This is a genomic window from Nitrosospira briensis, assembly GCF_900115125.1.
Taxonomy (GTDB): Bacteria; Pseudomonadota; Gammaproteobacteria; order Burkholderiales; family Nitrosomonadaceae; genus Nitrosospira; species Nitrosospira briensis_A.
On sequence record NZ_FOVJ01000002.1, the window covers coordinates 16,827 to 42,868 of the forward strand.

At 54.4% G+C, this 26,042-nt stretch carries 17 protein-coding genes; 4 read left to right on the forward strand and 13 right to left on the reverse strand.

Translation table 11 applies throughout. The features are described 5' to 3' along the window. The first annotated feature begins 15 nt into the window (after positions 1-15). Complete coding sequence (locus tag BMZ14_RS05525) at positions 16-1,089, forward strand: ABC transporter ATP-binding protein (RefSeq protein WP_074795649.1); 1,074 nt, start codon at positions 16-18, stop codon at positions 1,087-1,089. A 279-nt stretch (positions 1,090-1,368) separates the two neighbouring features. Here BMZ14_RS05525 and BMZ14_RS05530 read toward each other — a convergent pair whose 3' ends face one another. From BMZ14_RS05530 to BMZ14_RS05540, 3 genes are all read right to left on the reverse strand, one after another. Next, the gene (locus BMZ14_RS05530) at positions 1,369-1,827 is read right to left on the reverse strand and encodes a hypothetical protein (protein WP_074795651.1); all 459 of its coding nucleotides are present in this window, start codon (positions 1,825-1,827) and stop codon (positions 1,369-1,371) included. A 203-nt stretch (positions 1,828-2,030) separates the two neighbouring features. Then, positions 2,031-2,687: a response regulator transcription factor gene (locus tag BMZ14_RS05535; protein ID WP_074795653.1), complete on the reverse strand. Its 657-nt coding sequence runs from the start codon at positions 2,685-2,687 to the stop codon at positions 2,031-2,033. 12 nt (positions 2,688-2,699) lie between these two features. After that, positions 2,700-4,085 carry a sensor histidine kinase gene (locus BMZ14_RS05540; protein WP_256208427.1) on the reverse strand — a complete coding sequence of 462 codons (1,386 nt, stop codon included), beginning with the start codon at positions 4,083-4,085 and terminating at the stop codon, positions 2,700-2,702. A gap of 309 nt (positions 4,086-4,394) precedes the next feature. On the opposite strand from BMZ14_RS05540, the gene BMZ14_RS05545 reads away from it, so the two are divergent. Beyond that, positions 4,395-5,060, forward strand: a complete 666-nt coding sequence (locus BMZ14_RS05545; RefSeq protein WP_074795655.1) for a thiopurine S-methyltransferase — start codon at positions 4,395-4,397, stop codon at positions 5,058-5,060. 196 nt (positions 5,061-5,256) lie between these two features. Here BMZ14_RS05545 and mltB read toward each other — a convergent pair whose 3' ends face one another. From mltB to glgC, 8 genes are all read right to left on the reverse strand, one after another. Next, positions 5,257-6,252, reverse strand: coding sequence for a lytic murein transglycosylase B (gene mltB / locus BMZ14_RS05550; protein WP_074796473.1), 996 nt, complete (start codon positions 6,250-6,252; stop codon positions 5,257-5,259). A 44-nt stretch (positions 6,253-6,296) separates the two neighbouring features. Continuing rightward, positions 6,297-6,446 carry a hypothetical protein gene (locus BMZ14_RS15045; protein WP_177186920.1) on the reverse strand — a complete coding sequence of 50 codons (150 nt, stop codon included), beginning with the start codon at positions 6,444-6,446 and terminating at the stop codon, positions 6,297-6,299. Beyond that, entirely contained in the window at positions 6,436-10,074 is a 3,639-nt protein-coding gene (locus tag BMZ14_RS05555; RefSeq protein ID WP_256208428.1) for a UvrD-helicase domain-containing protein, read from the reverse strand. Before BMZ14_RS05555 ends, BMZ14_RS15045 begins: the two co-directional genes overlap by 11 nt. Continuing rightward, positions 10,071-12,851 carry a PD-(D/E)XK nuclease family protein gene (locus BMZ14_RS05560; protein WP_074795659.1) on the reverse strand — a complete coding sequence of 927 codons (2,781 nt, stop codon included), beginning with the start codon at positions 12,849-12,851 and terminating at the stop codon, positions 10,071-10,073. Before BMZ14_RS05560 ends, BMZ14_RS05555 begins: the two co-directional genes overlap by 4 nt. Positions 12,852-12,876: 25 nt before the next feature. Next, a complete protein-coding gene (gene fdxA / locus BMZ14_RS05565; RefSeq protein WP_074795661.1) occupies positions 12,877-13,200 on the reverse strand; it encodes a ferredoxin FdxA in 324 nt (107 codons plus the stop codon). 234 nt (positions 13,201-13,434) lie between these two features. Further along, the gene (locus BMZ14_RS05570) at positions 13,435-15,456 is read right to left on the reverse strand and encodes an alpha-amylase/4-alpha-glucanotransferase domain-containing protein (protein ID WP_074795663.1); all 2,022 of its coding nucleotides are present in this window, start codon (positions 15,454-15,456) and stop codon (positions 13,435-13,437) included. A gap of 228 nt (positions 15,457-15,684) precedes the next feature. Then, complete coding sequence (locus BMZ14_RS05575) at positions 15,685-17,385, reverse strand: glycoside hydrolase family 57 protein (RefSeq protein WP_074795665.1); 1,701 nt, start codon at positions 17,383-17,385, stop codon at positions 15,685-15,687. Between the two features lie 86 nt (positions 17,386-17,471). Next, complete coding sequence (glgC, locus tag BMZ14_RS05580; RefSeq protein ID WP_074795667.1) at positions 17,472-18,749, reverse strand: glucose-1-phosphate adenylyltransferase; 1,278 nt, start codon at positions 18,747-18,749, stop codon at positions 17,472-17,474. 154 nt (positions 18,750-18,903) lie between these two features. Between glgC and glgB the strand changes: the two genes are divergently transcribed. Beyond that, complete coding sequence (glgB, locus tag BMZ14_RS05585; protein WP_074795669.1) at positions 18,904-21,144, forward strand: 1,4-alpha-glucan branching protein GlgB; 2,241 nt, start codon at positions 18,904-18,906, stop codon at positions 21,142-21,144. 101 nt (positions 21,145-21,245) lie between these two features. Next, positions 21,246-22,733 carry a glycogen synthase GlgA gene (glgA, locus tag BMZ14_RS05590; RefSeq protein WP_074795671.1) on the forward strand — a complete coding sequence of 496 codons (1,488 nt, stop codon included), beginning with the start codon at positions 21,246-21,248 and terminating at the stop codon, positions 22,731-22,733. 64 nt (positions 22,734-22,797) lie between these two features. On the opposite strand, the gene glgP is transcribed toward glgA, so the two are convergent. Continuing rightward, on the reverse strand, positions 22,798-25,353 hold the full coding sequence (gene glgP / locus BMZ14_RS05595; RefSeq protein ID WP_074795673.1) for an alpha-glucan family phosphorylase: 2,556 nt from the start codon (positions 25,351-25,353) through the stop codon (positions 22,798-22,800). Between the two features lie 89 nt (positions 25,354-25,442). Continuing rightward, on the reverse strand, positions 25,443-25,988 hold the full coding sequence (gene orn / locus BMZ14_RS05600; protein WP_074795675.1) for an oligoribonuclease: 546 nt from the start codon (positions 25,986-25,988) through the stop codon (positions 25,443-25,445). Positions 25,989-26,042: the final 54 nt, after the last annotated feature.

The following is a 26,042-nucleotide window of genomic DNA, read 5'->3' on the forward strand; positions in this document are numbered from 1 at the left end:
CTGGCCTGCTCCCCAATGAACCCACTACTTGAGCTCCGGGATATCCGCCATGCCTACGGTACACAGACGGTAGTAAATAATTTATCGCTAAAACTGGAAAAAGGCGCCATAGGTTGTCTGCTGGGGCCGAGCGGATGCGGTAAAACTACCGTGCTGCGCTGTATTGCGGGATTCGAGCCGGTTTCAGCCGGAGAGATCTCAGTCAACGGCGCCGTGATGAGTAATGCGGGTTTTTGTTTGCCGCCGGAACGCCGGCACATAGGCATGGTGTTTCAGGATTACGCATTGTTTCCTCATCTCACGGTTCAGGCGAACATTGGCTTTGGCCTGCACCGCATGCAGAAAGCGGAGCGAGCGGCACGTGTTGGGGAAATGCTCAAGACCGTTGGCCTTGCCGAGGTGCCGGACAAATACCCGCATCAACTGTCGGGAGGCCAGCAACAACGCGTGGCGCTAGCGCGAGCATTAGCGCCACGGCCCGATTTGCTGTTGCTGGATGAACCCTTCTCAAATCTCGACGTAACCTTGCGCGGACGTTTGAGCCTGGAAGTGCGCGATATTTTGAAGAACCAGAATGCCACCGCTATTCTGGTGACGCACGATCAGGACGAAGCCTTTGCCATTGCCGACGAAATCGGTGTCATGCATCAAGGGGAAATCCAGCAATGGGATGTAGCCTACAACCTTTATCACAGGCCGGCCAATCGCTTTGTCGCAAATTTCATAGGACAGGGCGTTTTTCTCCCTGGCAAGATACTCGACTCGCAGCATGTTGAAATCGAACTCGGAACGCTCGCGGGAGATCTCCCCCATCAATGTACCCCCGACTGCCAACTGTGCCGGGAGGGAAATGCTGTGGATGTGCTGATCCGTCCGGATGACATAGTGCACGACGATGACAGCCCTCTTCGTGCAGCCGTGGTGCACAAGGCTTTTCGTGGTGCCGATATCATGTATACCCTGCGGTTGCCCGGAGGCGGCATTGCGCTATCACTGGTACCCAGCCATCACAATCACGCAATAGGGGAAAAGATCGGCATCAGGCTCGAAACAGATCATGTTGTGGCGTTCCGTCAATCTGCACCATAGCCTCAGGCGTCAAGATGCCCAAAACTCCAATGAGCCGGAAGTCAATCAGGATCCGCGCTTGGGGAAGTAGCGGGAATGATCCGTATTTGTCCCCGATTGCGGCCTGGTAGCATGTATTGCTGGCTTTCCATGAACACCGGAAATTCGGAGATGGCGGGAAGTGCGTTGTATGCTGTGAGAAATGCGGGAGTGGGGGTAGAGCGTGTTGAACTCCAGCTGCCTCGCGGATAACCTTGCCCGCAAGGCTTGGCTGATGTTCGTTTGGCGTCCTGCTTTACTTCAAATCTTATCTTTGGAATCAAATCCCGCCTTGACATTGCTCTCGCGGCCAGGCTCACTCTGTTTTTCCGCGGGGACGGCGTAATCACGCTTGGAAAGTTCCGACGCCATTTTCCGGTGAAAAGCAGCCTGCTTTATATCCTTCTCCGCGGTTTGCTCATATTTATGGACTAAAGCCAAAGCGTGCGATTGCTTATCTTGTGCCTGTCTACCATAAAGATAACTTTTTTCCTCATAATGCTGAAGCAATTTCTTTTGCTCCTCCGCCTTTACCAGCATTTCCTTGGCGACATTTTGATATTGCTTAGCCAGATTATCATGATCGACATAAGTTTTTGCATTCTTTTCCGCTTTGTGAATCTGCTCATTCTGCGCTTCGAGAGGACTCATTTGTGCGCAGGAAGCCAATAGGCCAAGTGCAGACAAGACCGCAACGAATGTTCCCGATTTTGTTTTCACGATGTGAACCCAAATAGAATGAAAGTAGCTTCATCCTAATCCGGTCCGCTGCCCTAGTACATTAGGGAAACCCTGATTTTTTTCTAAGGGAAACCCTTACGCAACTTTTATATGTCAGAAGTAGCCTGACTATGCCTGGAGAACGGCATTTGAAGGACGGCAAGAAAATTCCGCCAGCCTGCCCTGAACGCGAGCATTGCCGGCTATTGCGCTTCGGAAATCCAGTGGGTGGCATAACGTATCAAATCAGCGCCGTCTTTCAAGTTCAATTTGGTACGAATGTTGAAGCGATGCGTTTCGATAGTTTTAATACTGCGGCTGAGCAATCTCGCGATTTCCTGACTGCTGTGCCCGGATCCGATCAAATGCAGTACCTCAAACTCGCTGGGTGTCAGACTGTTGATCAAAGGTTCAGGTTCAGAATGCCCCGTCGCAACCCGATTCAGCAGCCTGTCGCGCATTGGTTTGCTCAGATAAATATTTCCCCTTAACACCTCGCGAACAGCGGTTATCAGCACGTCCCCCGGCTCCTGCTTCATTACGTATCCACGTGCGCCTGCACGCAAGGCACGCTCGGCATACACGCCTTCGTCATGCATGGAGACGACAAGCACGGGTAATGCAGGCATTACAACATGTATGTTCTTTATGACCTCAAAACCGGAGAGAGTCTTGAGAGATACATCCATTAAAACGATATCGGCGTGATGTCCCGTCTTGAGGGCGGCCAGCGCTTCCTCGCCGTCTCCCGCCTCGGCAAATACTTCCATATCCGGCTCGAGATTGATGAGCATCGCCATCCCATGCCGCAACATGGCATGATCGTCCACCAGCATTATTTGTGCTTTCAAGGCTGACATACAGGGAAACTCCTACACCACTCGCATTTCCAGCCGCACTTCCACCCCTCTTTCATGAGGCGACAGGAATTCCAGTGTCGCGCCAAGCTGCCTGGCGCGATATTGCATGATTTTAATACCCATTCCCGGGGTGACCTCATTTTTTTTATTGAAATCAACAAAACCGCCGCCGTCATCGCATATCGACAGGCGGAGTTTTTTTTCCTCGGATGCCAGGGAAATTGTCACATGCTGAGCACGTCCGTGGCGGATTGCATTATTGGTAGCCTCCTGCGCAATCCTGTAAAGATTAAGCGCAAAATTCTTATCCTTGATAATGACATTATTTTTGCATACAAAATCACAAGTAATCTTATAAGTGACCGCGATTCTCGAAGCAAATGCCCTCAACGCGTCCGTCAAGCCATTGCTTTCCAGTTCAAATGGAAGCAACCCCTGCGCAAGCTGCTTGCATTGCATCACGGCATCCTGCGCTTGCGACGCGATGGAAGCGGCAACCGTTGCCACATCCCCACTCCCGGACGCGGATATCTTTCTTTCCAGCGCCGTGGCTTGATAACCGATGGCCGCTATCTGCTGCCCGAGATTGTCGTGCAATTCCTGGCCGATCGAACGCTGATGTTCTTCCGCTATGGAAACCAGTGTCTGTTCCAGGCGTTTACGCTCAAGCCACCTCTCCAGATCACTCGCGACCGCGTCGATGAGCCGCTGCTCTTCCGGCACCAGGAATGGCTTGTCTTCGGGATAGAAAACACGCAACTGACCACAGAGTTCGTTGTTGGCGTTAATCTTCGATTGCAGTTCGTGCGTGCGGCCCTGGCCATGATTATCGGAAGTGAAGCGCCTGCCATCGAGTTCGATCATGGCGGAAGCAATTTCCGGGAACTGCATGGCGGGTATCAGGTGCTTAAAAATCTGCTGGCAGACATTATCCAGCGATAGTTCCAGCCCCATGCCGCGGCGAATCTCATAGAGACAGGTGATTTCTTTCAGGCGCTCGCGAAGCGCTTCATCGATCTGCTTGCGCTCAAACCATCTCTCCAGATCGCTGGCGACCGCGTCGATGAGCCGCTGCTCTTCCGGCACCAGGAATGGCTTGTCTTCGGGATAGAAAACACGTAACTCGCCGCAAGGTTCGTTGTTGGCATTAATCTTCGATTGCAGTTCGTGCGTGCGGCCCTGGCCGTGATTATCGGAAGTAAAGCGCCTGCCATCGAGTTCGATCATGGCGGAAGCAATTTCCGGGAACTGCATGGCGGGTATCAGGTGCTTAAAAATCTGCTGGCAGACATTATCCAGCGATAGTTCCAGCCCCATGCCGCGGCGAATCTCATAGAGACAGGTAATTTCTTTCAGGCGCTCACGCAGCGCCTGACCTGCATCGGCATGCTCATCCATAGCAGCGCTCCGCATCCCTGTGTCTTTTATCCTGACTGGTCATTGAGGACGTTTCATCATTTCTCATTGATTTTTTCTCTTTTCGGATTCGGTCAAGTCCTCGATCAGTCCGTAATCAAGTGATCAGCTCTCGGAAAAAACTTGCTATGCCTATTCTGATGGTCCTTTTTGTGATTCCTACCCGCCACAAATGCGGCGGTTTTACCACACAAGATGAGGAAGAATTTTAGTCCTTTACTTGTACAATAATGTACACGCATAGCTGGCGCTTTGTGAAAAAAAACTTCTCCATTCTGACGAGATTTGAAGATGGAAAAAGACTATTGGCTGGAACGTTGGAAGCGTGAAGAAACCGGTTTTCACCAAGACGAGATCAATCCCTATTTGCGCCAATATTGGCAGGAGTTACATCTTGCCGAAGGTACCGAGGTGTTCGTGCCGCTATGCGGCAAAAGCCGCGACATGATATGGCTAAACAAGCAGGGGCACTCAGTGACAGGTGTGGAATCGAGCGTCATCGCCGTGCGGGCATTCTTCGAGGAAAACAACTATATCCCGCATCATGTCGCCGGGGAAAAGTTTGATTGCTACGAGGCTGACGGAATCCGCATTCTCTGCGGCGATTTTTTCGACTTGAGCAAACAGGAGCTGGCGAAAATCAGAGCCGTGTACGACCGAGCATCATTAATCGCGCTGCCCCCTTCAATACGCGAACGCTATGCACGCTGCTTATCGACTATCCTGTCGCCTGCAACACAAATCCTGCTGATAACGCTGAACTATTCCCAGCAGGAAATGCAAGGTCCCCCGTTTTCAGTATCTGCTGGCGAAGTCGAGACGCTCTACCAGAAACACGCCGGGATACGCCTGCTGACGCAACAGGATGTGCTCGCGCAGGAGCCGCGCTTCCAGGAACGCGGTCTTAGTCGATTGCAGGAAAGTGTCTTTCTCCTGACCCTGCGCGACCGAATTTAAGACAGAGTTTGACGCAATCGAGCCGGTATCGGATCTTGTCGTGTCTGGTGGTTGCGCCCCGGACAATTGAAAACAGACAAGATTACGTTATATGTGAAATACGTGAAATATGTGGTCCATGCCTGTTTGAACCGCCCAGAGTTTCATGGAGGACGTTTGGCTTTGTTAGACTTCTACTGTATTTGGGGAGCCAGCCTCAATTAGAATTCCGTGCCGCACGAATCTCTTCCGCCAGTTGCAATACCGACATCGCATAATTCACGCTGCGATTATAGCGGGTAATGACATAGAAATTATTGAAGCCGAGCCAATGCTCATTTCCGACCTTATTCTCCAGCTCTATCAGCGTAGCATGTCGATCCCGGGCTATGTCCGCTCCCGGTGCGACACCTAACTGTCTCAGTTTTTCCACTGTATATCGCGGCCTTTCCCCAGCATATATTGCCTCGGCATAGTTTCCTCCGTTGACCAGGGCAGGAACGGCGATTGTTTGCTCCGCCTCCCAACCGTAGCCTTTCAGATAATTGGCGACACTGCCAATTGCATCCACGGCGCTGCCAGCCAGATCGACTTTGCCGTCACTATCGAAATCCACCGCATAACGGCGGTAACTGCTGGGCATAAATTGCGGGATGCCGATCGCCCCAGCATACGAACCCTTAATACCCAGTATATCCGCTCGTTGTTCTCGCCCCAGCAACAGGTAATGCTCCAGCTCTTCCCGAAAGAAGGGGGCACGTTTCGGATAGTCGAACGCCAGGGTGGTCAATGCATCCAGCACGAGGTGCCTGCCGGTTTGTACACCGTAGTTTGTTTCCACTCCGATCACTGCAGTGATGATTTCCTCGGGAACACCGAACTCCCTGCGCGCGCGCTCCAGCGTCGAGGCGTGGCTATTCCAGAAAACAACACCATCAGCAACACGCTGCGGGGTAACGAGCAGCGGGCGGAATTCATACCACGGCTTGGAGGTAGCCGGCCGCGAGATTGCATCGATGATCTTTGGCTGAAACTGCGCCCTACCGAGAATGCCCTTCAGTTCAGCCTGGCTGAAGCCATGCCGCTCCACCATCTCGCCGATAAAGGATTCGTATTCCGGCCGCAGTTGTGGCGCAGCCGCAGTTGCACCCGTGGTGCCCGCCGCACACCCGGCGAGCGTTAAAAATCCAAATGCATAGAATAGCGATCGCATAAACTCTCCAAAATTAGCAAACAGGATAATGCTTATCCTTTTCATTATCCATGCAGGTTCTTTAATTTTTGAACGCCTGTCCCCGTCAAGCTCATCGCTACCGTTGCAATCCCGGGGCAGCCCATTCTTTTTTCCAGCAACGCGGCATTGTGTCCCGCTACATTGGAAGTTGTCCCTAAGGTTTTATCCTTCATCGCCCCATTCCCGCCAACCCTTCAGTAGCGGAAAATACAGTCCTCGTCTCACTGGCTCGTCATCCGGCATGCGCATGAGTGCAGCGTAACAATCGAGTTGAGTACGGTAGCGCTCCTGCTCTCTGGTGAGAAAACCTTCCACGTCCCCGCCCTCGTGACTGCTGGTCTTGTAATCTACGACCCAGCGCTGGCCATTCCGATCACGAAAAGTACGGTCGATAACAAATTCCATATACTCGCCGTCAAAATCGGCGGTCATGCGCAGCTCGCAGCGAGCTTCCTGTTGCCGTCCGAGCAACCATTGCCCGCGCGGATCGCTCACCGCATGAGTCAGAGCCGTCACCACTCGCTGGGTAGCCGCATCGATATCATCTTCATTGTTGACGATACCGTCCGCGACCAGTTGACGCCTGAAAGTATCACGCAAAACCTCAACCTTGGCGATGTCCCAGTTCTCTACCCCATGCTCGGCGATACGCTGCAACCAGCGGTGCACCACGTTTCCGACGAGCCGCGCGGTTTGGCCGGCCCATGAGTACTCGATGTCTCTCCGGACAGGCAAGATATGCTGTTGGGCTTTCCACTGTACGGGTGCTGGGGCAGACGGCAGGGTCCAGCCGGACACGAGGCGGAGCAGGGACTGATCAATTGTATATTCCCTTCTCCTCCCTGGCTCTTCTCCATTTGCGGAAACCAGCATATCCGAAGGCTTTGCTCGGGCTGCAGCTTCCATATAAACACGTTCCACCATTGGCCATATTTTGCTCAGCAATGTTTTCCGCGCGGGCGGCTTCAATTCCCATTCACCCGTCCGTCCGGGGACTACACTCGTGCACCCAAGCAGGTGCAGGCGTTGTTTGGCACGAGTCGCAGCAACGTAGAGCAGCCGGCCATCCTCCAGCGCCTCTTTTTCATTATCAAGTTTCTCCAGCCAGGAATAAATCCGATCGGCCTCCGCCCCCGTTTCCTGGATCGGCGCAAGCAGCAAATCCTTCCCCCCGTTTCCCGCTTCCGTATGCGAGTCGTCCTGCAACCGCTCCATCCACATAAACAGCTTCTTGTCATTGCTGCGGGAGGCGCGGCCAAGACCGGGTACGATTACGCAATCGAACTCCAGTCCCTTGGCCTTGTGGATAGTCATGATTTGCAGCGCGCCGTCCGCCTTCACGTCGGGTAATGCGAAAAGCCTGGCTAGCCCTTCCTCCAGCGCGGCAAGATCGGGAACGCTTCCCGCATTCTCGTTCGCTTCAAGATAGTCAAGGTAGGCTGCAGCATCCTCAAAGGCGGTCGGATCATCGATGCAAGCGGGCCCGCCAAGCGCAAGCCATGCGCCCTCAACCGTCGCGCGCAGGAATTGACGGCAGCGATTTGCAAGACACTCATTCAGCACATCACGCAAACGCAGCAACCGGGCATGGCCATCAGCGGAAACCCGCGCCATGCAGTAGTCATCGTTGATCGATTCCCATACTGCCTGACCGCTTACCCGGCTATTTGTCGCCTTGCTGCTTTCCGTCCCTACCCCGCCATCGGCGCTTGTACCATCAACATTGCCAGGAGGAGGTTCCGAATGTGTCGAAGCGATCGCGTGGATATCCATGAGCGTCAGGCCGCACCATGGTGCCCGCAGCAACGCGAGCCATGCCATGCGGTCCGCAGGATGCATCAACGCGCGTGTCAGGGCCAACAGGTCCTGCACGACAGGCCGATGGCTTAGCCCTTCTATTTCGATCGCGCGAAAGCGCAATCCGGCCTCCTTCAAGCGGGGGATGATTTCATTGAGATGGCTACGATTGCGCACCAGAATCGCGGTCGTCGAGGAGGGGTTTTTGCGCCGCGCCTGCGCAATAATCTCCACCACTTGCGCCGCCTCGGCCACATGATCGTCATTGAAAAACGGATGTACGGTGACAGCTGTACCGCCTAGCAAGTTGCGTATTGCCACCGATGGCGTATAAGGGACTGCGCCGGCGCTGATATTCTCCCTTTCCGGCATTACCCCGGCAAACGTCTCGTTGACCCATTCCACGATGCCGCGCTGGGATCGAAAATTGGTGGAGAGGGAAATGGGATGCAGCGTGAGGTTGCCGATCCCCCCGGCGCGGACCCGAAGGAACAGGCCGACTTCTGCCTCGCGAAAACGATAGACGGATTGCATGGGATCGCCAACGGCCAGCACGGTGCGGCCATCTCCCGCCTCCCATCCCGCGACAAGTTTTGAAATAAGCTCATATTGACTGATAGAGGTATCCTGGAACTCGTCTATCAGCAAATGGCGGATGCGGTAATCGAGCGCGAGCGCAAGATCGGTAGGCGCCTCGGGCTCACCAAGCGCGCGCAACGCGCCTTGCGTCACCTCGGTGAAATCCACCTCGCCGCTCAACTGAAACACGAGCTTGAGCTGGCCGACAGCGCGAGGCAGAAGCCGGGTGATCGACCCGAGCACTTCCCACTGCTTTTCCGTATAAGCCGAGGGCGGCAACTGGCGAACGTCATGCAGCGCCTGGCGCAACAAATCTTCACCATCTGAAGCCAGCAGCGAAACAAGCGCGCCCGCCCTGTCTTTCCAGGACTTCGCGATTTCTTTCCCGGTTCCTGCCGCGGCTCCGGCCCCAGCGTTGAGGCTTGCCGGAAATCCGTCTCTTACAGTATGCTGCTTGCGCCAAAACCCGTCTTTTGTGAGCGATAGTTCGGCGACGGCATGCCAGCAGGCGGCATCCTGCTCTTCATGACCCGGCATTGCGCCCAGCCCGCCGAGATGCTCGTATCCGGCAATATCCGAGCTCCTGCCGCTATCAGCCAGATTGTTCGCCGCATATCGCACAAGCTCTACCAACTCTTCTTGCATGGCGGGAGGATATAGCCCGCACAAGCGTTTCAGCGCCTCGCACCGGGTGCTCCTCAACGCCGCTTCCAGCTCTTCACGGTCCTTTCCGTAAATGTGCCGCAGCCAGTGGTCGCGCCGGGCCAGCATTTCGGCGAGCAGTGTTTCGATGCGGCCCACGTCGTTGTCAAGGTGCTCCAGCAAGCGCTGGACATCCTGCGCTGCGGCATCCTCGCCCTCGATCAGATCGATGGTTGCACGCGCGGCTTCAAGATATAAATCGAAGGCATTCTCGATGCTTTGCGGCTGTGACCCGAACTCCGAGAGCACAGGCATCTGGCTTACCAACGAAGCGCATAACGAATCGAAGGTCTGAATACGCAGCCGCGCCGGGTTATCGAGTATATGCCAGCCAACCTTGGCGTCACGGCGCAACACAGCGTCAGCCAGTTCGCGGGTAAGCCTTTCGTACCCCGTTTCAGGAGTTGTAGACGGATGGCCCGTGTTTTTGGCCTGCGCAAGCGCCGCCACCAGGCGTTCGCGCATTTCCGCGGCGGCTTTCCGGGTGAAGGTAATTGCAACAATCTCTTCCGGCTCCTCAACACACGTGAGCAGCTTGAGATAGCGCTGAATCAGAAGCCCGGTTTTGCCGGACCCGGCTGGTGCCTGAACGACAAAAGAATGGGCGGGATCAATGGCGCGGTGACGCTCTCCGGCATCCGGCACCAAGTTCTGCACAAGGTCCGGCACGAGGGTGGGGGCAACACCGGTCTTATGCATAGGCATAGGCGAAGCGTTTCTCACTCCGCCTCCTCCTGCTCGATAACGTCGTCTCCTACCCGTTCATGAATACGGCAAAGTGGCCGCACATCGCAGTTGCGGCAGGTATGTGGGTATTTCTTGGGATCGACCTTGGCATGTCCGCTGAAGAAATCGGCAGCGATATTCCCAAGATTTATGCGCCAGGCGGTAACCAGCTCTTCCCATGAGCCATGCTGGTCTCCATGGCGCGATTCTGAAAAGGCCTTGGCGCCGGGCAGCAGGTCGCTGTCCCGCGCAAGCGCAGTGAACCGCATCTCCCCGGTTTTGACCTGTGCAAACGCCACCGCGACTGCACCCCGCTCGGCAGCAACAAGATACAAGGGCAGTTGCGGCTCTTCCGGACGTTCACCCAGCATGCTACCCGCGAGGGGTGCCCGTGTTTTGTAATCAATGACAATCCTGCGTCCGTCATCAAGTTCGTCTACCCGATCGAGGCGAGTCGTCAACATGAATCCACCGATCTCTACGGTACGCTTGTCTTCGACTGCGACGACCGTGAAGTCGCCACGCTTTTTATCCTCGTTGAGCCATTCCCGTGCCAGTCTCACAAGACGCCGCTGCTCTGCTAATGCAAAACGTGCGGAAAGCGCGACCGGACGAGCGCGTTGGAGGCGCGGGACAGCCTCTTTCGCAGCATGCGTGAGCATCGCTTCAAGGTCTTCTGCGTCGATAGCGTCAAGCGCACTTCTGGTCTTGAGCTGGCTCCACACCTGCGCGAGCATATCGTGAACCAAGGTACCCCGTTCCATCGCATCCAGCGCACTGCCAGGGGTTTTCGTACCCTCGGCGCCCAAGCGGTGGATCGCCAACGCGCGGAATGGACAAATGGCCTGATCCTTTATCACCGCCGTCCCGCCTGCAACGCCTTTGGCGCCCACTTGCACTGCAGGCACGTCATCATCTTTCACGCGCTCAACCCGGCGCGCACCATGAATCAAATCGCGGTGACCCGCGTAATCCGACAACCCAAGCTCTCCAATCGCTATATTTGCTATCAGCGGACTGGGTGCGAGCTCCCGCGCATCGTGACCGCGGTCGTGCCGTGGATGACTTAAAATTACCTCATCTGCTGATGTCAGCCATGCGTTGGTAAGGCGGCTTGCAAGTTCCAGAGATGCATGCACCGATCCCTGTGGCAATCCAGTGGCACGCTGTAGTTCAACCGGCAAGAACGGATTGGGACGTGGCTGTGACGGCCAGGCCTCTTCAGACAAGCCCATGACCCAGAGGTGATCGAACGTCATGCCCGCAGCCTCCAAAACGCCCAGTATCTGAACAGGAACGTCCGGTGTCTCGGGCTGGAACAGCACGTCCGCCGCCATATGGCGCAAGCGCAATAGCGCGGCACTATAGGTGGCGCGTGGCATGACATTATCAAGGACAGCGAAACCGGCTAGAACCTCCTGCCACTTTTTCAGTGTCTGATATTCAGACGAATCCAGCTCGCGTTCACCAGGAAACCCAACGATACCCAGGGTATCGGAAATTATCCGTGCCAGCTTCGAGGGCGCTTGCGAACCAGAAAGCCTGGCTTTGCGAAACTCGGCATAGGCTGACAAGCTTCTCACCAGAACCGGGCAGCTTATACGGCCAGGCTCGCGTTCGATCAGGTTGAGCAGCCGTTCAAGGGTGATCAGGGACTCCGCCCGTTTGCGTAGCTGGGCATCGAGTTGCGCGCGGTGAACCATCTCGGTTTCGCCACCGCCCAGGAAAGGGGAGCGGAGCAAAAGACTGACGCGCTCGAACTCGATCTGTTCATCCCCGAGTTCGAGTATCAGAAACGCCGCATTTACCAGCGGATAGGAAATCAGAGCCAGGCCAAGCGAAGCGTTAAACGGTGGAACGGGCCTGGCGGCTCCCGGGAGCGATCGCCGTACATCCGGCTCCATCACGGAACTGAAGATGCGCATGATGGTACTTCTGTGCTCGGAAAACCCTGGAACAACGACGCCAATGCGAGCGGAGCCATTTGCTTCGAGCCGTTCCCGTGCCCATACTGCCGCACAGCGGATTTCCTCGCTGTGGTCGTCATAAACCACGCGCTGCACATCGAGATTCCACTGCTGTCCCGGCATTGGTCGAGATGGCGATTGAGGTAACAAGGGTGCAACCATCACTTCACAACCCGCCTCCTCAAGCCTGCCCAGCAACCTTGCCTGTTGCGGTGTAACAATATCAAAGCCATAGCAGACCAGCTGCTTCGGTTTGCCGATTTCATTGCTTTTGCATAACTCCGCTACCAGATCGCAGAGTCGCGCCCGGTCGATCTGGCGCGCCTGTCTGGTCATTTTCTCATAATGCCCGGACCATTCCTGGAATGCCTTGCTATCTTCGTTCAGCGGATAGTTCCCGAGCCTGGGGATAAGGCGCCACGCATGAGCAAGCTCCCATGCCTCTCGGGCAAGGCGGGCGGCCTCCACGACGGAAAGCAAAGCCGTGTCCGCCGTCCACCGGGAAACAGCCCGCTCCCATAACACCTGCTCTTGCGCGGGTGTCAGCAGGATGGGCAGATGGAGCGCCTCCCTTGAGTAAAGCGCGTCTTCGTAGATACGTTCGATGAATGCGGAAATCGGCAGGATATCCGCGGATTCCCAGGCAGACATTCTTTCGATGGCCCGGGCCTTGTTGAACTCGCTTTTAAGTACCGTCGCAAGCCGACGGTTGGGAGTAATAACCGTGACGCCAACTCTTGAGCCGGCGTCATGATCCGCAAAAATCTCGGGGAGAAGAACTTGGGGGAAATTCAGAATGGAGGACATGCGGCGGAAATCTACCGCTGCCGGATCAACGTTCGAGTTTGTCCAACTTGCCTGTTACCGTTGCCCAGTCATCGGCATCGGCAGGCGCATCCTTTTTCTCAATGATGGGCTTCCAGGCTTTGGATAATTCGGCGTTGAGCGCGGTAAAATGCTGCTGATCCGTCGGCACATCGTCCTCGGAGAAAATTGCCTCTACCGGGCACTCAGCCACGCACAGGGTGCAATCTATGCATTCGTCGGGATCTATCACCAGAAAATTGGGCCCCTCGCGAAAGCAATCCACGGGACATACATCCACGCAATCTGTGTATTTGCATTTTATACAACTTTCAGTTACTACATAGGTCATGACAGATCCTTGCTGGGCTCTTTGAGAATTCTCAATTTTACCAGAAATTTTACGAAAGCCGCTATAACTCTACAACCTAGACCAGGCTGCCAGCATGGGTTTGAGATGAAAACCCGGTATGAACGAAACAACCGCGGCCCTCGAGAATGCGGCAATGAAGTGAACGCCATCAACAGAATGAATTCAATAAGCGGCCGGTGGATGCAAACCCGTCCTGCCCCCTGCATGCGGCGGTTATGCAGGCAAGGCACCGTGTCTTGAACTGAAGGTCATTGAAATAACCACTTCTCCAGCCATTACCGGCCACTCCAGCTTCAGCGCCACAGCCTGCATGATTTTTTCGAAACCCTCTTCTGACTGCGATACTGAATAATAGGGCTGGCTGCTCAATGCAACAGGGCATGAAACGCTCAGCTCAATAGTTCCGGCCAATTCGTCGTCATCCAGCGTTATACCGGTCATTTCGGATAATTCAAGTAATTGACCGAACCCGCATGGTACTTCGCCGCGATAAATATAGCGTCCGCCCCAGCCGTCGCAGCTCGGCATGGCGAGATTGATCTCGGTATTGAACACGCCGTCCGCTTCGTCATCAAAACGATACGCCACGCACAAACGGTTATCTGTCAGCTTGATACTTTTTCTTACGTGCGGCGAAAACATATCCGCCCGGCAATACGCGCCGTCCACCAATGGTTCTTGCTCATAGCTTACCAGGCCTCCGTTCAAGCGATCCACGAATAACCCTCGTGCATGATCATCAGGCTCCAGATCCATGACATCTATTTTATGCTTGAACCCGACGCGCTCATGCGCCGAGGCGATTCCGGTACCGTTATAGCCATGTAAACCGTGCCCGTTTTGGTGAATCTTGTAATAATAGTGTTCGCTCCGGCGCCGCAACGTATCGCCAAAATTATGCTTCAACGCGTAGGAATCCAGCTCGCAGATGCTGCTCCCGTTATCCAGCTTCAACACCGCCTGGATCACGCCGTTCTGTAAATACATTTCCTCTGCCCCATCAAGATCGGTATCTTCCACGAAGCAGGCCGGACGTGGGGCGCAGGAATCAAGCATTGCTTCCAGCTCGACCAATGCCCTAAACACCGCCCGGCGCAAATGCGGTAAATACAATCCGCCGAACAGGCCATGCCAATACGCATCGTTGGCCTGCGACTCATAGAGCTTATCCCTCATCGCAACACTACGCTGCCGCTCGGGCAACGATGCAAGCCGCGCCGAAAGGCTCAACATACGTTTGTGCATCCAGTTGGATTCGGGGTAACGGGAAAAGAAGTTTTTCCAGATGCCCCCGCGCAGGAACGCCTTGTTGTCCTCATACCATCCAGCTGCCTTCGCCTGTTGCACGAGATTGGCGTAAATATTGGCGGGCTGCGCCGGGAGAGTCCACCCGTTCATCTCGATATAGGATGTAGTCGGCAAATACACCACTCCAAGGGTTTTGCCCGCACCATGATAATCCCCGTAGTGCCGGGAGCGAACAATGGGCGAGGCCAGCACACTTTGAATAAAGCTGTCGAGCCAGCCTTTTTCATATACCCAATGGTAGGTTTCCGGCCAAATACCGAATTTTTCTATGTCATCAAAATAAATGGCTGCTGCCTCGACGCCAGTCGTTCTATTTAAAGCCAGGGACTCGAGGTAAGCTACTACTTCGGCGGCTGGAGAAAATGGAATCCTGTAACGCAAAGCTTCCGAAATGGGGAACAGATCGAGTTCGCGCCCGTCCTCTTCGGTAGTGAAATAGCCGTCCAGTTCCTCTGACGTTTTGCCGGAACAAAGAAAATGGTAATCGTCCACGATCACGTACCGGACACCGCAATCCGCTAACGCGGGTATCACGGTTGCTTCCCACACTCGTTCTGTCAACCACGCGCCTTGCGGGCGCTGCCCCAGCTTCGTCTCCAGCTTGTCGGAAAAAGTCTGGATCTGCCCAATGCGATCACGATTTGGAATGGCCGCCAATACTGGCTCCGTATCGCCGGCGCCGAACAGCTCGACTTGTCCGCGCGCCACCATTTCCCGCAACAGCGCCATGTCTTCGGGATAGCGCCCAATCAGATAATCCAGCAGCCAGCCGGAAATATGCATCGCAAAAAAGAATTCGGGATAGCGGTAAAGCACATGGAGGAAGGGCTTGTAACAGCGCAGGTGCGCATCGGCCAGTACCTCTGGAAAATTACCTACCGGTTGGTGAGCATGAACGCCGAAAAGCAGCGAGATGGGACGGGGCACAGGCTTATCCTCAAGAAAAAAACTTCAGCCCTGAATTGCCCCGAATGCTCATGTCCGTAGTGAGGCCAACGACAAGACAAAACGGACATGGCGATATCCCTTTAGTCCGGGACGGTCGTTTCAGCAAGCTTTGCTGCAATCCTTCAGCTTGCTGAGCAATAACGGAACGCTAGGCAGCGCACGATGAGGCCTTCAGTCTCCGCTGCCAGGCAACGGGTGTAACGTCTCTCAAGAAGCACGTCGCATGGCGCCACCCGATTCCTGAGCAACTCCGCCATGGCTGATAGGTTCATTTACGGATACGGGCACCGGTAATTTGAGCAGTGCGTAAAGATTAGCGAGATTATCGCGAAACAATTGGTCGAAACTCGATACCACGTACGGCGGGTTATAATCGCCCAACCACCAGAACCAGTCAGAGCTTTCACAGGAAGCCAATTGCCGTTCGGCCTTGGCCATTTCCTCACTGGTCAGACGCCCGCTTTGCATCACGAGATCGTAACTATGCTTGGCCGCGCAGAGCAGATCCCAGGCGCGGTTTTTGTCGCGGTCGCCGATCCAGGTGGAAAATGTTCCATATACCCAACTGCCCGCCGCCAGTACGGGCAAAGTGACGACATCGGCCGGATTCATGAATGCGAGATAGTCGCGATAAGTGGTAACCCGGATCGAGTCATGGTTCTCAAGAATCTCGTAGAGATCATTGAGAAAATAGTAGCCGTTGTATGGATAGTATTCCCAGGCATTTTCTCCGTCGAGGATCACACTTACCACCGGGTTCTCTCCGGGAGGGGAATTACGGGCGATATCTTCGAGCGAATGCACCATGTGCTCGGCGGCATCCCGTCCAAACCATTTCGCATACTCGAAACCAATCATGTCCGATAGTTTCTCATCGCGAAAAAAACACGTCACGCTACCAGCTTTGCCCTCCACCCGGTACGGCTGATAGAGGTACTGCCCACGCTCCGGCAGGGACCGGGCCGGATACGACTTGCGCAAACTGTTTGCCAGCACTGCCTCGCCGCTTGCGCTCCAGCGGCAATACTGATCGGACATGATCTCCAGAAGAGGCGTGGATACCGCGCCTTCCGCGGGCCAGACGCCGTCCGGTTCAGTGCCGAAGCGTCTCGCATGACTCTCCGTCGCTGACGTCAACTGATGAGCGATGCGGCTTTTTCCTCCCGGATAGGCGGCTTCCGCGGGTAAGCTCGAGCCGGGCTCACTATCGAGCGCTGACGAAAAATCAATTAGTAGCGGCGCCAGCGGATGATAATGCGGCGTAGTGGAGAGTTCTATCTGGCCGGATTCAGCCAGTTTGCGATAGCGCGGGATCAATCCCTGTATCACCTCCCCCATGACGTTGAATAATTGCATCCGGTTCTCATAGCTGAAACCCTTTTCTTGCGTCATCAATTTCACCACGACCTCATTGTCCCGGCGCACGCTCTCTCCGGTCCATGCCAGGTGATACCAAACGAGCAGATCCGCCAGATACTGGCCCGAAAGGTAAGCCAGCTCCGGTTCGCCGCGTTCCCGCAAGGTCTCGTGCAATTCAAACAGGCGCTTGTACGCGGGATAAGGCTGCATCATTGTTACGTGATTGCTGCGGAAACAACTATCAAATGCCCTCAGCCGGTCTTCGGTCGAAACCTGTTCCAGATCCGGGGTGGCCAGCAAACGCAAGAGCGGATCGCGCAACTGCCCCATCGCGAACTGTGCCGCATAATCCTCGATCTGATCGAGTAACACGGGCACAAAATTCACCACAGCCTTCATCGCCGGATGCGCTTCAAAATGGGACGCCATATCGCTGTAATCCTTGATGGCGTGCAGGTACACCCATGGCAGCATGAATTCGCCGGTTTCATAATTGCGATAGTCTGGCTGATGCATATGCCAGAGCAAGACAAGATTTAATGGTTGCATTTCTATCTGAACCCGATGAAAAGAAACGCCGGAATAAATCCTACGCGTGCAATACTTTCTATTTATGCCCCGTCATTTTACCGCGGTCACCGGACATGATGTATTTTTTGCCCCAGCATTTCCGGAGTGATAAGGGTAATGCCGTACTCGGTGACATAAAACCGCTTGCGATCTTCTTCCGGATCGAACCCAACCATCAGGCCTGGAGGAATCACGCAGTGCTTGTCTACTACCACGCGCCTCAGACGTACGTTGCGGCCGATATCCACATTGGGCAGTACCACGGAATCTTCAATACTGCTGTAGCTGCGTACTTGAACATTGGAAAACAATAGCGAGCGGCGAACGGTTGAACCGCTGATGATGCAACCTCCGGAAACCATCGAATCCAATGCCTGGCCCCGCCGGTCATCGTCATCGAATACAAACTTGGCAGGAGGCAACTGTTCCTGGTGAGTCCAGATCGGCCACTCATCATCATATAGATTGAGATCGGGGGTTACATGAGTAAGGTCAAGATTTGCCTCCCAATAAGCATCGATCGTGCCGACATCTCTCCAGTATGGCACGCCGGATACCATATTGACGCAACTGTCGGCAAACCGATGAGCAAATACCCTGTGCCGCGGCACGAGATACGGAATCAGATCGTGACCGAAATCATGGGACGATGAACGCTCGTCATGGTCGAGAATCAATTGCTCGAAAAGAAACGACGCGTTGAATACATAGATGCCCATGCTCCCCAGCGCAAGCCCGGGGTGACCCGGCATAGGCGAAGGGGCGCTGGGTTTTTCATCAAAGCTCGTGACTCGCAAGTCATCGTTGACGCTCATGATCCCAAACGAGCTCGCCGACTCCACCGGAATGCCAATGCATGCTACCGTCATATCCGCGGATTTCTCCACGTGATAGGCCAGCAGCTTGCTATAATCCATTTTGTATACGTGATCGCCTCCCAGAATCAGCACGTAGTCAGGATTATGACGGCGAAGTATATCGATATTCTGGTACACCGCATCGGCGGTACCCTGGTACCAGGTTTCCTCAATACGCTGCTGGGCCGGAAGCAGTTCGACGAACTCATGGAACCGGCCGTCGAGAAATCCCCATCCGTGCTGAATATGACTGATCAGGCTCTGCGACTTGTATTGGGTTGCAATGCCAATACGGCGTATGCCGGAATTAACGCAATTGGACAGCGGAAAATCGATGATGCGGAATTTTCCGCCAAACGGCACCGCGGGCTTGGCACGCCAGTCTGTTAATTGCCGCAAGCGACTGCCGCGCCCGCCAGCCAGTATCATCGCTATCGAATTACGCGTAATTTGACTGTGAAAACGCAAGTCAGCCTCTTGTTTCATTTGTTAATAATCGTCGGCATGGATGGATCTTCCGGTAACTTTGTGACTACATTATTGCAGTTGTGGTGTTTTTTCGCAGCGAAATTTGACCCCTCTACTGTTCAGTCTCCCTCGTCATGACGCAAGTTATCCCTTACGCAAGTTATAATTCCCCATGAATTCCAATCCTATAACACAGGATACGCCCGTCGAAGTCAATCCACTGCTGGAAGCGCTGCTGGCGGGGCGGTTGCACGATCCTTTCAGCTATCTCGGTGCGCGCATCGAGCACGAGTATAGCTTGGTACGAGTATTTTACCCGTACGCCAGCAATGTATGGATCAGTATGGGAGGTGGTTTTAAGCCAATGACACGCATGCACCCCCTCGGAGTTTTCGAATGGCGCGGCGCCGCCTTCCCGCCCATGCCCTATCTATTGCGCGTCCAGGATGGCATTGCAGGGCCTGAAGCACAAGTGTACGACACTTATGACGCCTACGCGTTCCCGCCGCAAATTTCCGATTATGACCTTTATCTCTTCAATGAAGGCCGGCTACGTCAGGCTTATCGCACGCTGGGCTCTCACATTGCGGAGATCCAGGGCGTGGCCGGCGTACTCTTCTCCGTATGGGCGCCAAACGCCGAGCGCGTCAGCGTCGTGGGCACCTTCAACCGGTGGGATGGGCGGGCGCACGCAATGGCGGTTCATGGTTTTAGCGGGGTTTGGGAATTGTTTATCCCCGGCCTTCAGCCCGATTCGCTCTACAAATATGAAATACGTAACCGCGATAGCGGCGCAATTCTCCTAAAGACAGATCCCTATGCCAACTGTTACGAATTGCGTCCCAATAATGCAGCGTGTACGCCGGGCATCGAGGAAATAAGCTGGGGGGATTCCGCGTGGATGGCAAACCGTGCAACAAGGGATTGGTTGCAGGCGCCATTGAATATTTATGAAGTACACGCGGGGTCATGGATGCGGCATCCCGACGGGCGTTTTTACTCTTACCGCGAACTTGCCCGGCGTCTGATTCCTTATGTACGGGAAATGGGCTATACGCATATCGAGCTGATGCCGGTTTCGGAGCACCCGCTTGATGAATCCTGGGGTTACCAGACAACGGGCTATTTTGCCGCTACCAGCCGGTATGGCTCGCCATGCGATTTGAAATTTCTCATTGATGCCTGTCACCGGGAAGAGATTGGTGTAATTCTCGACTGGGTGCCGGCGCATTTTCCGCAAGACACATTCGCCTTATCCCGATTTGACGGTAGTGCCCTGTATGAACATGAAGACCCGCGCATGGGGTTGCATCAGGACTGGGGCACGCATATTTTCAATTTCGGACGTAAGGAAGTGAAATCATTCCTGCTATCCAGCGCCCATTTCTGGTTATCGGAATTTCATTTTGACGGGCTGCGGGTGGATGCGGTTGCATCCATGCTGTATCTGGATTACTCCCGCAAGCAGGACGAATGGCTGCCGAACAAATACGGCGGCAGGGAGAACCTGGAAGCCATCGATTTCCTGCGTGAACTGAACATCATGGTGCATGGGGAGTTCCCCGGCGCACTGACGCTGGCTGAAGAATCCACCTCGTGGCCGGCGGTATCCCGTCCGGCTCATCTTGGCGGTCTCGGGTTTTCCATGAAATGGAACATGGGCTGGATGAACGATACGCTATCCTACATGCGAAATAATCCGGTTCACAGGAGATTCCACCAGGACCAGCTTACCTTCGGTCAACTATATGCCTACACCGAAAATTTCGTGTTGCCGTTTTCACATGATGAGGTCGTGCATGGCAAGGGCTCTCTGCTAGGCAAAATGCCGGGGGATGCATGGCAGCAATTCGCCAACGTGCGCCTCTTGTTTACTTATCAAATGACATATCCGGGCAAGAAACTCAATTTTATGGGAAACGAGTTCGCTCAGGGCCGTGAATGGGACGCGAGGCGGGAGCTGTACTGGGAGCAACTGCAAGACGAACAACACCGCGGCGTGCGGATGACGTTGCGAGATCTCAATCGCTTGTATAGCGGTATTCCCGCATTATACGAGCTCGATTTTTTACCTGACGGCTTCGCGTGGGTGGATTGCCATGATGCCGACAACTCTGTCATCAGCTATTTGCGCTATGCGCGCAATGGCTCGTTCCTGCTGGTCGTTCTCAATTTTACACCTGTGCCTCGCACAGGTTACCGTCTCGGTGTTCCCGCCGGCAGCAGCTATCGCGAGATATTCAACAGCGATTCTTCACACTACGGAGGCAGTAATCTCGGTAACATGGGGCTGATAGATACTACCGGCGAACCATGGATGGGACGCTCGCATTCCATCGTTATCAGCCTCCCGCCACTTGCCGGGATTATTCTGTCACCTGAAAACCAGGGGGGCGGCGATATTAAAGGATGAGGCGCCCATTATCTGTGACAGAGCCGCCTTTCAGATCGCCATGACCACGCTGAAAATCAGCCCTGCAATCTACCGCCTCATTCTGGCTATTACATTCCATCATGGCGCACAACGGTCTTAACGTTCTGTTTGTCACACCAGAGATCTATCCTCTGAACAAAACCGGGGGATTGGGTGATGTGAGCGCCGCGTTACCCGCGGCTTTGCGCGAGCTGAAGCTCGACGCGCGCGTGCTTATCCCGGGTTATCCTCAGGTTTTGGCCGGACTGAAAAACAAACAAAAAATAGCGGAATTCCCTGACCAGGCCCCATTTCCGCCATCGGTACTGCTATCGGCCAAGTTGCCATCGGATGGGTGCGGAGGGGAGAACGGGCCTGCGCGTCTTCCACTATTCATCATCGATTGTCCTGTGCTCTTCTGCAGGGAAGGAGGCCCGTACACGGACACCTCCGGCCGCAGCTGGACTGATAATGCGCTGCGTTTTGGCCTTCTCTCAAAAATCGGCGCACTTCTGGCGAGCGATGCAAGTCCACTTTTCTGGCGTCCGCAAGTCGTTCATTGCAATGACTGGCAGAGCGGACTGGTGCCTGCATACCTCCATTTCCATTCAGGTGAAAAAGCGGCGTCGCTGATGACGATACACAATCTCGCTTTTCAGGGAACATTTCCTCCCGATACCGTCGCTGAACTGGGTTTGCCCACCGAAAGTTTTGATATGAATGGGCTGGAGTACTATGGCAGCATGTCATTTCTGAAAGGCGGGCTCTATTACGCCAACCACGTCTCTACCGTAAGTCCCACTTACGCCCGTGAAATTCAGACGGAGCCGCTGGGCTTCGGCATGGAAGGCTTGCTCGCCGCACGGCATGAGCATATCAGTGGAATCGTCAATGGCATTGCGTCTGAATGGAACCCTTCGACCGATCCCCATATTGCGCGAAATTACGCGATTACCAATCTCGCAGCCAAAGCCGATAACAAGATTGCCTTACAGCAGCTGCTGGGGCTGAGAATCGAGGCGGATACTCCGTTGTTCGGCGCCGTAGGCCGGTTTACCCATCAAAAAGGTTATGATCTATTGCTGAAAATAGCGCCACAGATAGCTGATTTACCCGCCCAATTGGCGATTCTCGGCAGCGGTGACGCAATACTGGAGCAGGAACTCGCCAGGATTGCGAAAAATCGTTCGGGTACCATTGCGGTGCGTATCGGTTTCGATGAAAAACTGGCTCATTTGATCGAGGCTGGCGCTGATAGTTTCCTGATGCCTTCCCGCTTCGAGCCTTGCGGCCTGAACCAGATGTATAGCCAGCGCTACGGTACGCCCCCGCTGGTTCATGCCACAGGTGGACTATGTGACACGGTGGTCGACTGCGCCCCGGCAACGTTGACCGACAGAAGCGCCAGTGGTTTTTTATTCAATGACATGACTTCCGGTAATCTTCTCGGCGCTATACGGCGCACCGTGGACACCTACCATGATAAGACGGTCTGGCGCCAATTAATGAGAAATGGCATGGCCAAGGATTTCAGCTGGCGCGCAAGCGCGGAAGCCTACCGAAAAATCTACTTGTCCCTGCTATCCTGAATTACAGGAAGTATCCCGAAGTTGCTGAAGCGCAAGAATCCGGAACGTGAATGACGAAGCGGGTTTATAGCCACAACATCATCCCCATTTCAAGAGGATGCGTCAATAAAGGGTGATATGGGTAAACGCGAATACGATAGTCCAGCTTGCCGCACAAACTCACCGCTAGATTCAATGTAAACCTCTGCTCATCGGATTCTTCAGCACCGGTACATTCAAATTTATAGTGCTTGAAATCGCTTATGGTAGCGTGGGGGAGCTGAGGGCCTATCAGCAACTCCACGATCACATCCTCCGGTTTGAGCCCATTCAGCCTTATTGCAACGTCAAAATACACGGTATCGCCGAAGCTGATACGGTTGGCAGGCGCATCAAGGCGCCGGATGGCGACACCCCACCATGCGTTCCTCACAAAAGCTTTCCAGTCGGCAACCTTTTGTGCGCCGCTATAGTCAGCGGTGGCGTAATGTGATCCTTGCCTGCTGGCCGGCACGTAGAAGTTTTGAGCATACTCGCCTACCATGCGTCCGGCGCTGAAGCGCGGCAGTAACGATATCATCGAGTTCTTAGCCATTTTAATCCACTCCGGCGAGTACCCCAGCTTGTCACGGTTATAATAGAGTGGAACCACATGATCCTGCAGTGTTTCGTAAAAGTCGGTACTGTCTTCCTTATCACGAAGGTGGGGAGCCATATTTTCCGGCCCTCGCTTGATTGCCCAGCCATTCTTCCCGTTATAGCCTTCTCCCCACCAGCCATCGAGTACGCTCAGGTTAAGGCCGCCGTTTATTGCTGCTTTCATGCCTGAAGTACCGCTTGCCTCCAATGGATACACGGGACTGTTGAGCCACACGTCCACCCCCGCCACCAGCCGCCGGGCGAGGCGTAAATCATAGTCCTCGACCAGCAGAATTTGCCCCTGGAACTCAGGCAACCGTGCAATCTCGCTGACCCGCCGGATCAGGTCCTGCCCCGGCACATCGGCCGGGTGCGCCTTGCCCGCAAAAATCATCATCACGGGCCGCTCCTGATGAAGCACGATTCTACGCAGCCAGTCGAGATCCTCGAATAACAGCGTCGCACGTTTGTAGGTAGCAAAGCGCCGGGCAAAACCGATTGTCAGAATATTCGGATTAACAGGATCAGTGAATCGTAGCAGACGGTCGAGATGTGCTTCAGACCCGTGATTGCGCGAATTTTGCAGGGCAAGGCGAGCACGCACGCCATAAAACATCTGGGACTTCAGCGTTTGCCGCACGCTCCAGAATAAGTGATCAGGAATTGCCTCGATACGGGACCAATACTTGGCGTCACAAATATTGTTGCGCCATTCGTGACCGAGATAGCGGTCGAATAAATCCGCCCATTCCGGCGCCAGAAAGGTCGGGACATGCACACCGTTTGTAATATAGGCAACCGGGTTTTCTTCCGGCTCGATCTGCGGCCACAAGTGCCTGCAAATTCGTGCCGACACATTGCCGTGTATCTTGCTTACTCCATTTTGGAAGCGCGAACCGCGAATGGCGAGCGCGGTCATGTTGAAATCATTGCTGTCCGGAGCGCGGCCCAGGGCGAGAAAGTCGTCCCTGGAAATTCCCAGGTCATTATAAAATCCCTCGAAATATCCGGTCATCATATCATCGCTGAAGTGATCGTGCCCCGCCGGCACAGCGGTATGGGTAGTGAATATCGTGTTTGCCGCCACCGCCTCCAGCGCAGTGGGAAACGGCAGTCCCTGCCGCACGAGGTCCCGCATGCGTTCAAGCACCATGAACGCGGCATGACCCTCGTTTATATGCCATACCGTGGGCCTTATTCCCATTTCCCGCAGTGCGCGCGTGCCGCCAACGCCCAGGAGAATCTCCTGCTCGATACGCATCGTCCTGTCGCCGCCGTAGAGCTGGTGCGTGATATCGCGATCAGCCTGCGAATTTTCAGGAAGATCGGTATCAAGCAGATAAAGCGTGACATGCCCTATTTTGGCGCGCCATATCTTCGCGACCACCTTGCGTTGCGGCATCTCCACTTCAACTCGCACTTCAGAACCGTTACCGTGCAGGACCGGCGTGACCGGCAAATCCTCAAAGTCCGAATCCGCATATATGACTTGCTGGTTACCCTCACTATCTATTGTCTGGGAAAAATACCCTTGACGATAGAGTAGTCCAACGCCGACCAACGGCAAGCGCACGTCGCTCGCTGCCTTGCAATGATCGCCGGCAAGAATGCCGAGGCCGCCCGAATAAATTGGAAAGCTCACGTGAAAGCCGAACTCGAAACAAAAGTAGGCAACCTGATCGCTGGAGCTCAAGCCGGTGTGGGCGCAATCTTCTGGGGGTCCGGAATGATAGAAATCATAAGCCGACAGTACGCTGTTGTAGTGAGCAAGGAAGACGCGATCCTCTGCCGCCCTGAGCAGTTTCGACTCATCCACGCGCTTGAGAAAAGCTTTCGGATTGTGCCCGACCGCCCCCCACAAAGCATGGTCCAGGGACGAGAATAACGAGCGGGTAGAGCGATCCCAGCTGTACCAGAGGTCATTGGCCAGTTCTTCAAGGCGTGCGAGACGGGGTGGGATTTTCGGAGTGACAGCGATCGTAAATGCGGTGCCTGGAGGCATACTCGAGTTTCCTTGAAACGGGTTTGGAGGGATATCTCAACCGGGAAAGCACGCAGTCAAGTCAATTTTGTTTTTCCGGCACTTTGCCGCTATGCCTTGATAAAGTGCTCGCGATAGTATCTCATCTCAACGATGGAATCATGAATATCCGCCAGCGCCTCGTGCTTGCATTGCTTTGTCAAGCCAGGAAGGATTTCGGGCCGCCAACGTTTCACCAATTCCTTGAGGCTGCTTACGTCGAGATTACGATAATGAAAATACGCCTCCAGCCGGGGCATGCGGCGCGCCAGAAACCGGCGATCCTGACAGATGGAATTGCCGCACATGGGAGAGACCCCCGGTGCTATGTGCTCCTGCAGAAACTCGATCATAAGCGACTCCGCCTGCGCTTCTGCCAGGCTGGATGCCCTAACTTTATCAATCAGGCCCGATCTGGAATGAGTGGACTTGTTCCAGTTGTCCATGCCATCCAGCACGACTTCCGGTTGGAATAACACCAATACCGGTGCTTCCGCCAGTATGTTCAGCTGGGAATCGGTTATAACCAGCGCGACCTCCAGAATCTGATCCGTTTCTGGACTCAGCCCGCTCATTTCCATATCTATCCAGATAAGGTTAGTGCTCTCTTGTGACATAATTGAACCGCTTTCCAGAATTTTCAACGTGCGATTGTGTCATATCGCTTTTGA

Coding starts and splice junctions, on each gene's coding strand:
- BMZ14_RS05525 (WP_074795649.1), top strand. CDS start 16: ATGAACCCACTACTTGAGCTCCGGGATATCCGCCATGCCTACGGTACA.
- BMZ14_RS05535 (WP_074795653.1), bottom strand. CDS start 2,687: ATGTCAGCCTTGAAAGCACAAATAATGCTGGTGGACGATCATGCCATG.
- BMZ14_RS05540 (WP_256208427.1), bottom strand. CDS start 4,085: ATGGATGAGCATGCCGATGCAGGTCAGGCGCTGCGTGAGCGCCTGAAA.
- BMZ14_RS05545 (WP_074795655.1), top strand. CDS start 4,395: ATGGAAAAAGACTATTGGCTGGAACGTTGGAAGCGTGAAGAAACCGGT.
- mltB (WP_074796473.1), bottom strand. CDS start 6,252: ATGCGATCGCTATTCTATGCATTTGGATTTTTAACGCTCGCCGGGTGT.
- BMZ14_RS15045 (WP_177186920.1), bottom strand. CDS start 6,446: ATGAAGGATAAAACCTTAGGGACAACTTCCAATGTAGCGGGACACAAT.
- BMZ14_RS05560 (WP_074795659.1), bottom strand. CDS start 12,851: ATGTCCTCCATTCTGAATTTCCCCCAAGTTCTTCTCCCCGAGATTTTT.
- fdxA (WP_074795661.1), bottom strand. CDS start 13,200: ATGACCTATGTAGTAACTGAAAGTTGTATAAAATGCAAATACACAGAT.
- BMZ14_RS05575 (WP_074795665.1), bottom strand. CDS start 17,385: ATGCAACCATTAAATCTTGTCTTGCTCTGGCATATGCATCAGCCAGAC.
- glgC (WP_074795667.1), bottom strand. CDS start 18,749: ATGAAACAAGAGGCTGACTTGCGTTTTCACAGTCAAATTACGCGTAAT.
- glgB (WP_074795669.1), top strand. CDS start 18,904: ATGAATTCCAATCCTATAACACAGGATACGCCCGTCGAAGTCAATCCA.
- glgA (WP_074795671.1), top strand. CDS start 21,246: ATGGCGCACAACGGTCTTAACGTTCTGTTTGTCACACCAGAGATCTAT.
- glgP (WP_074795673.1), bottom strand. CDS start 25,353: ATGCCTCCAGGCACCGCATTTACGATCGCTGTCACTCCGAAAATCCCA.
- orn (WP_074795675.1), bottom strand. CDS start 25,988: ATGTCACAAGAGAGCACTAACCTTATCTGGATAGATATGGAAATGAGC.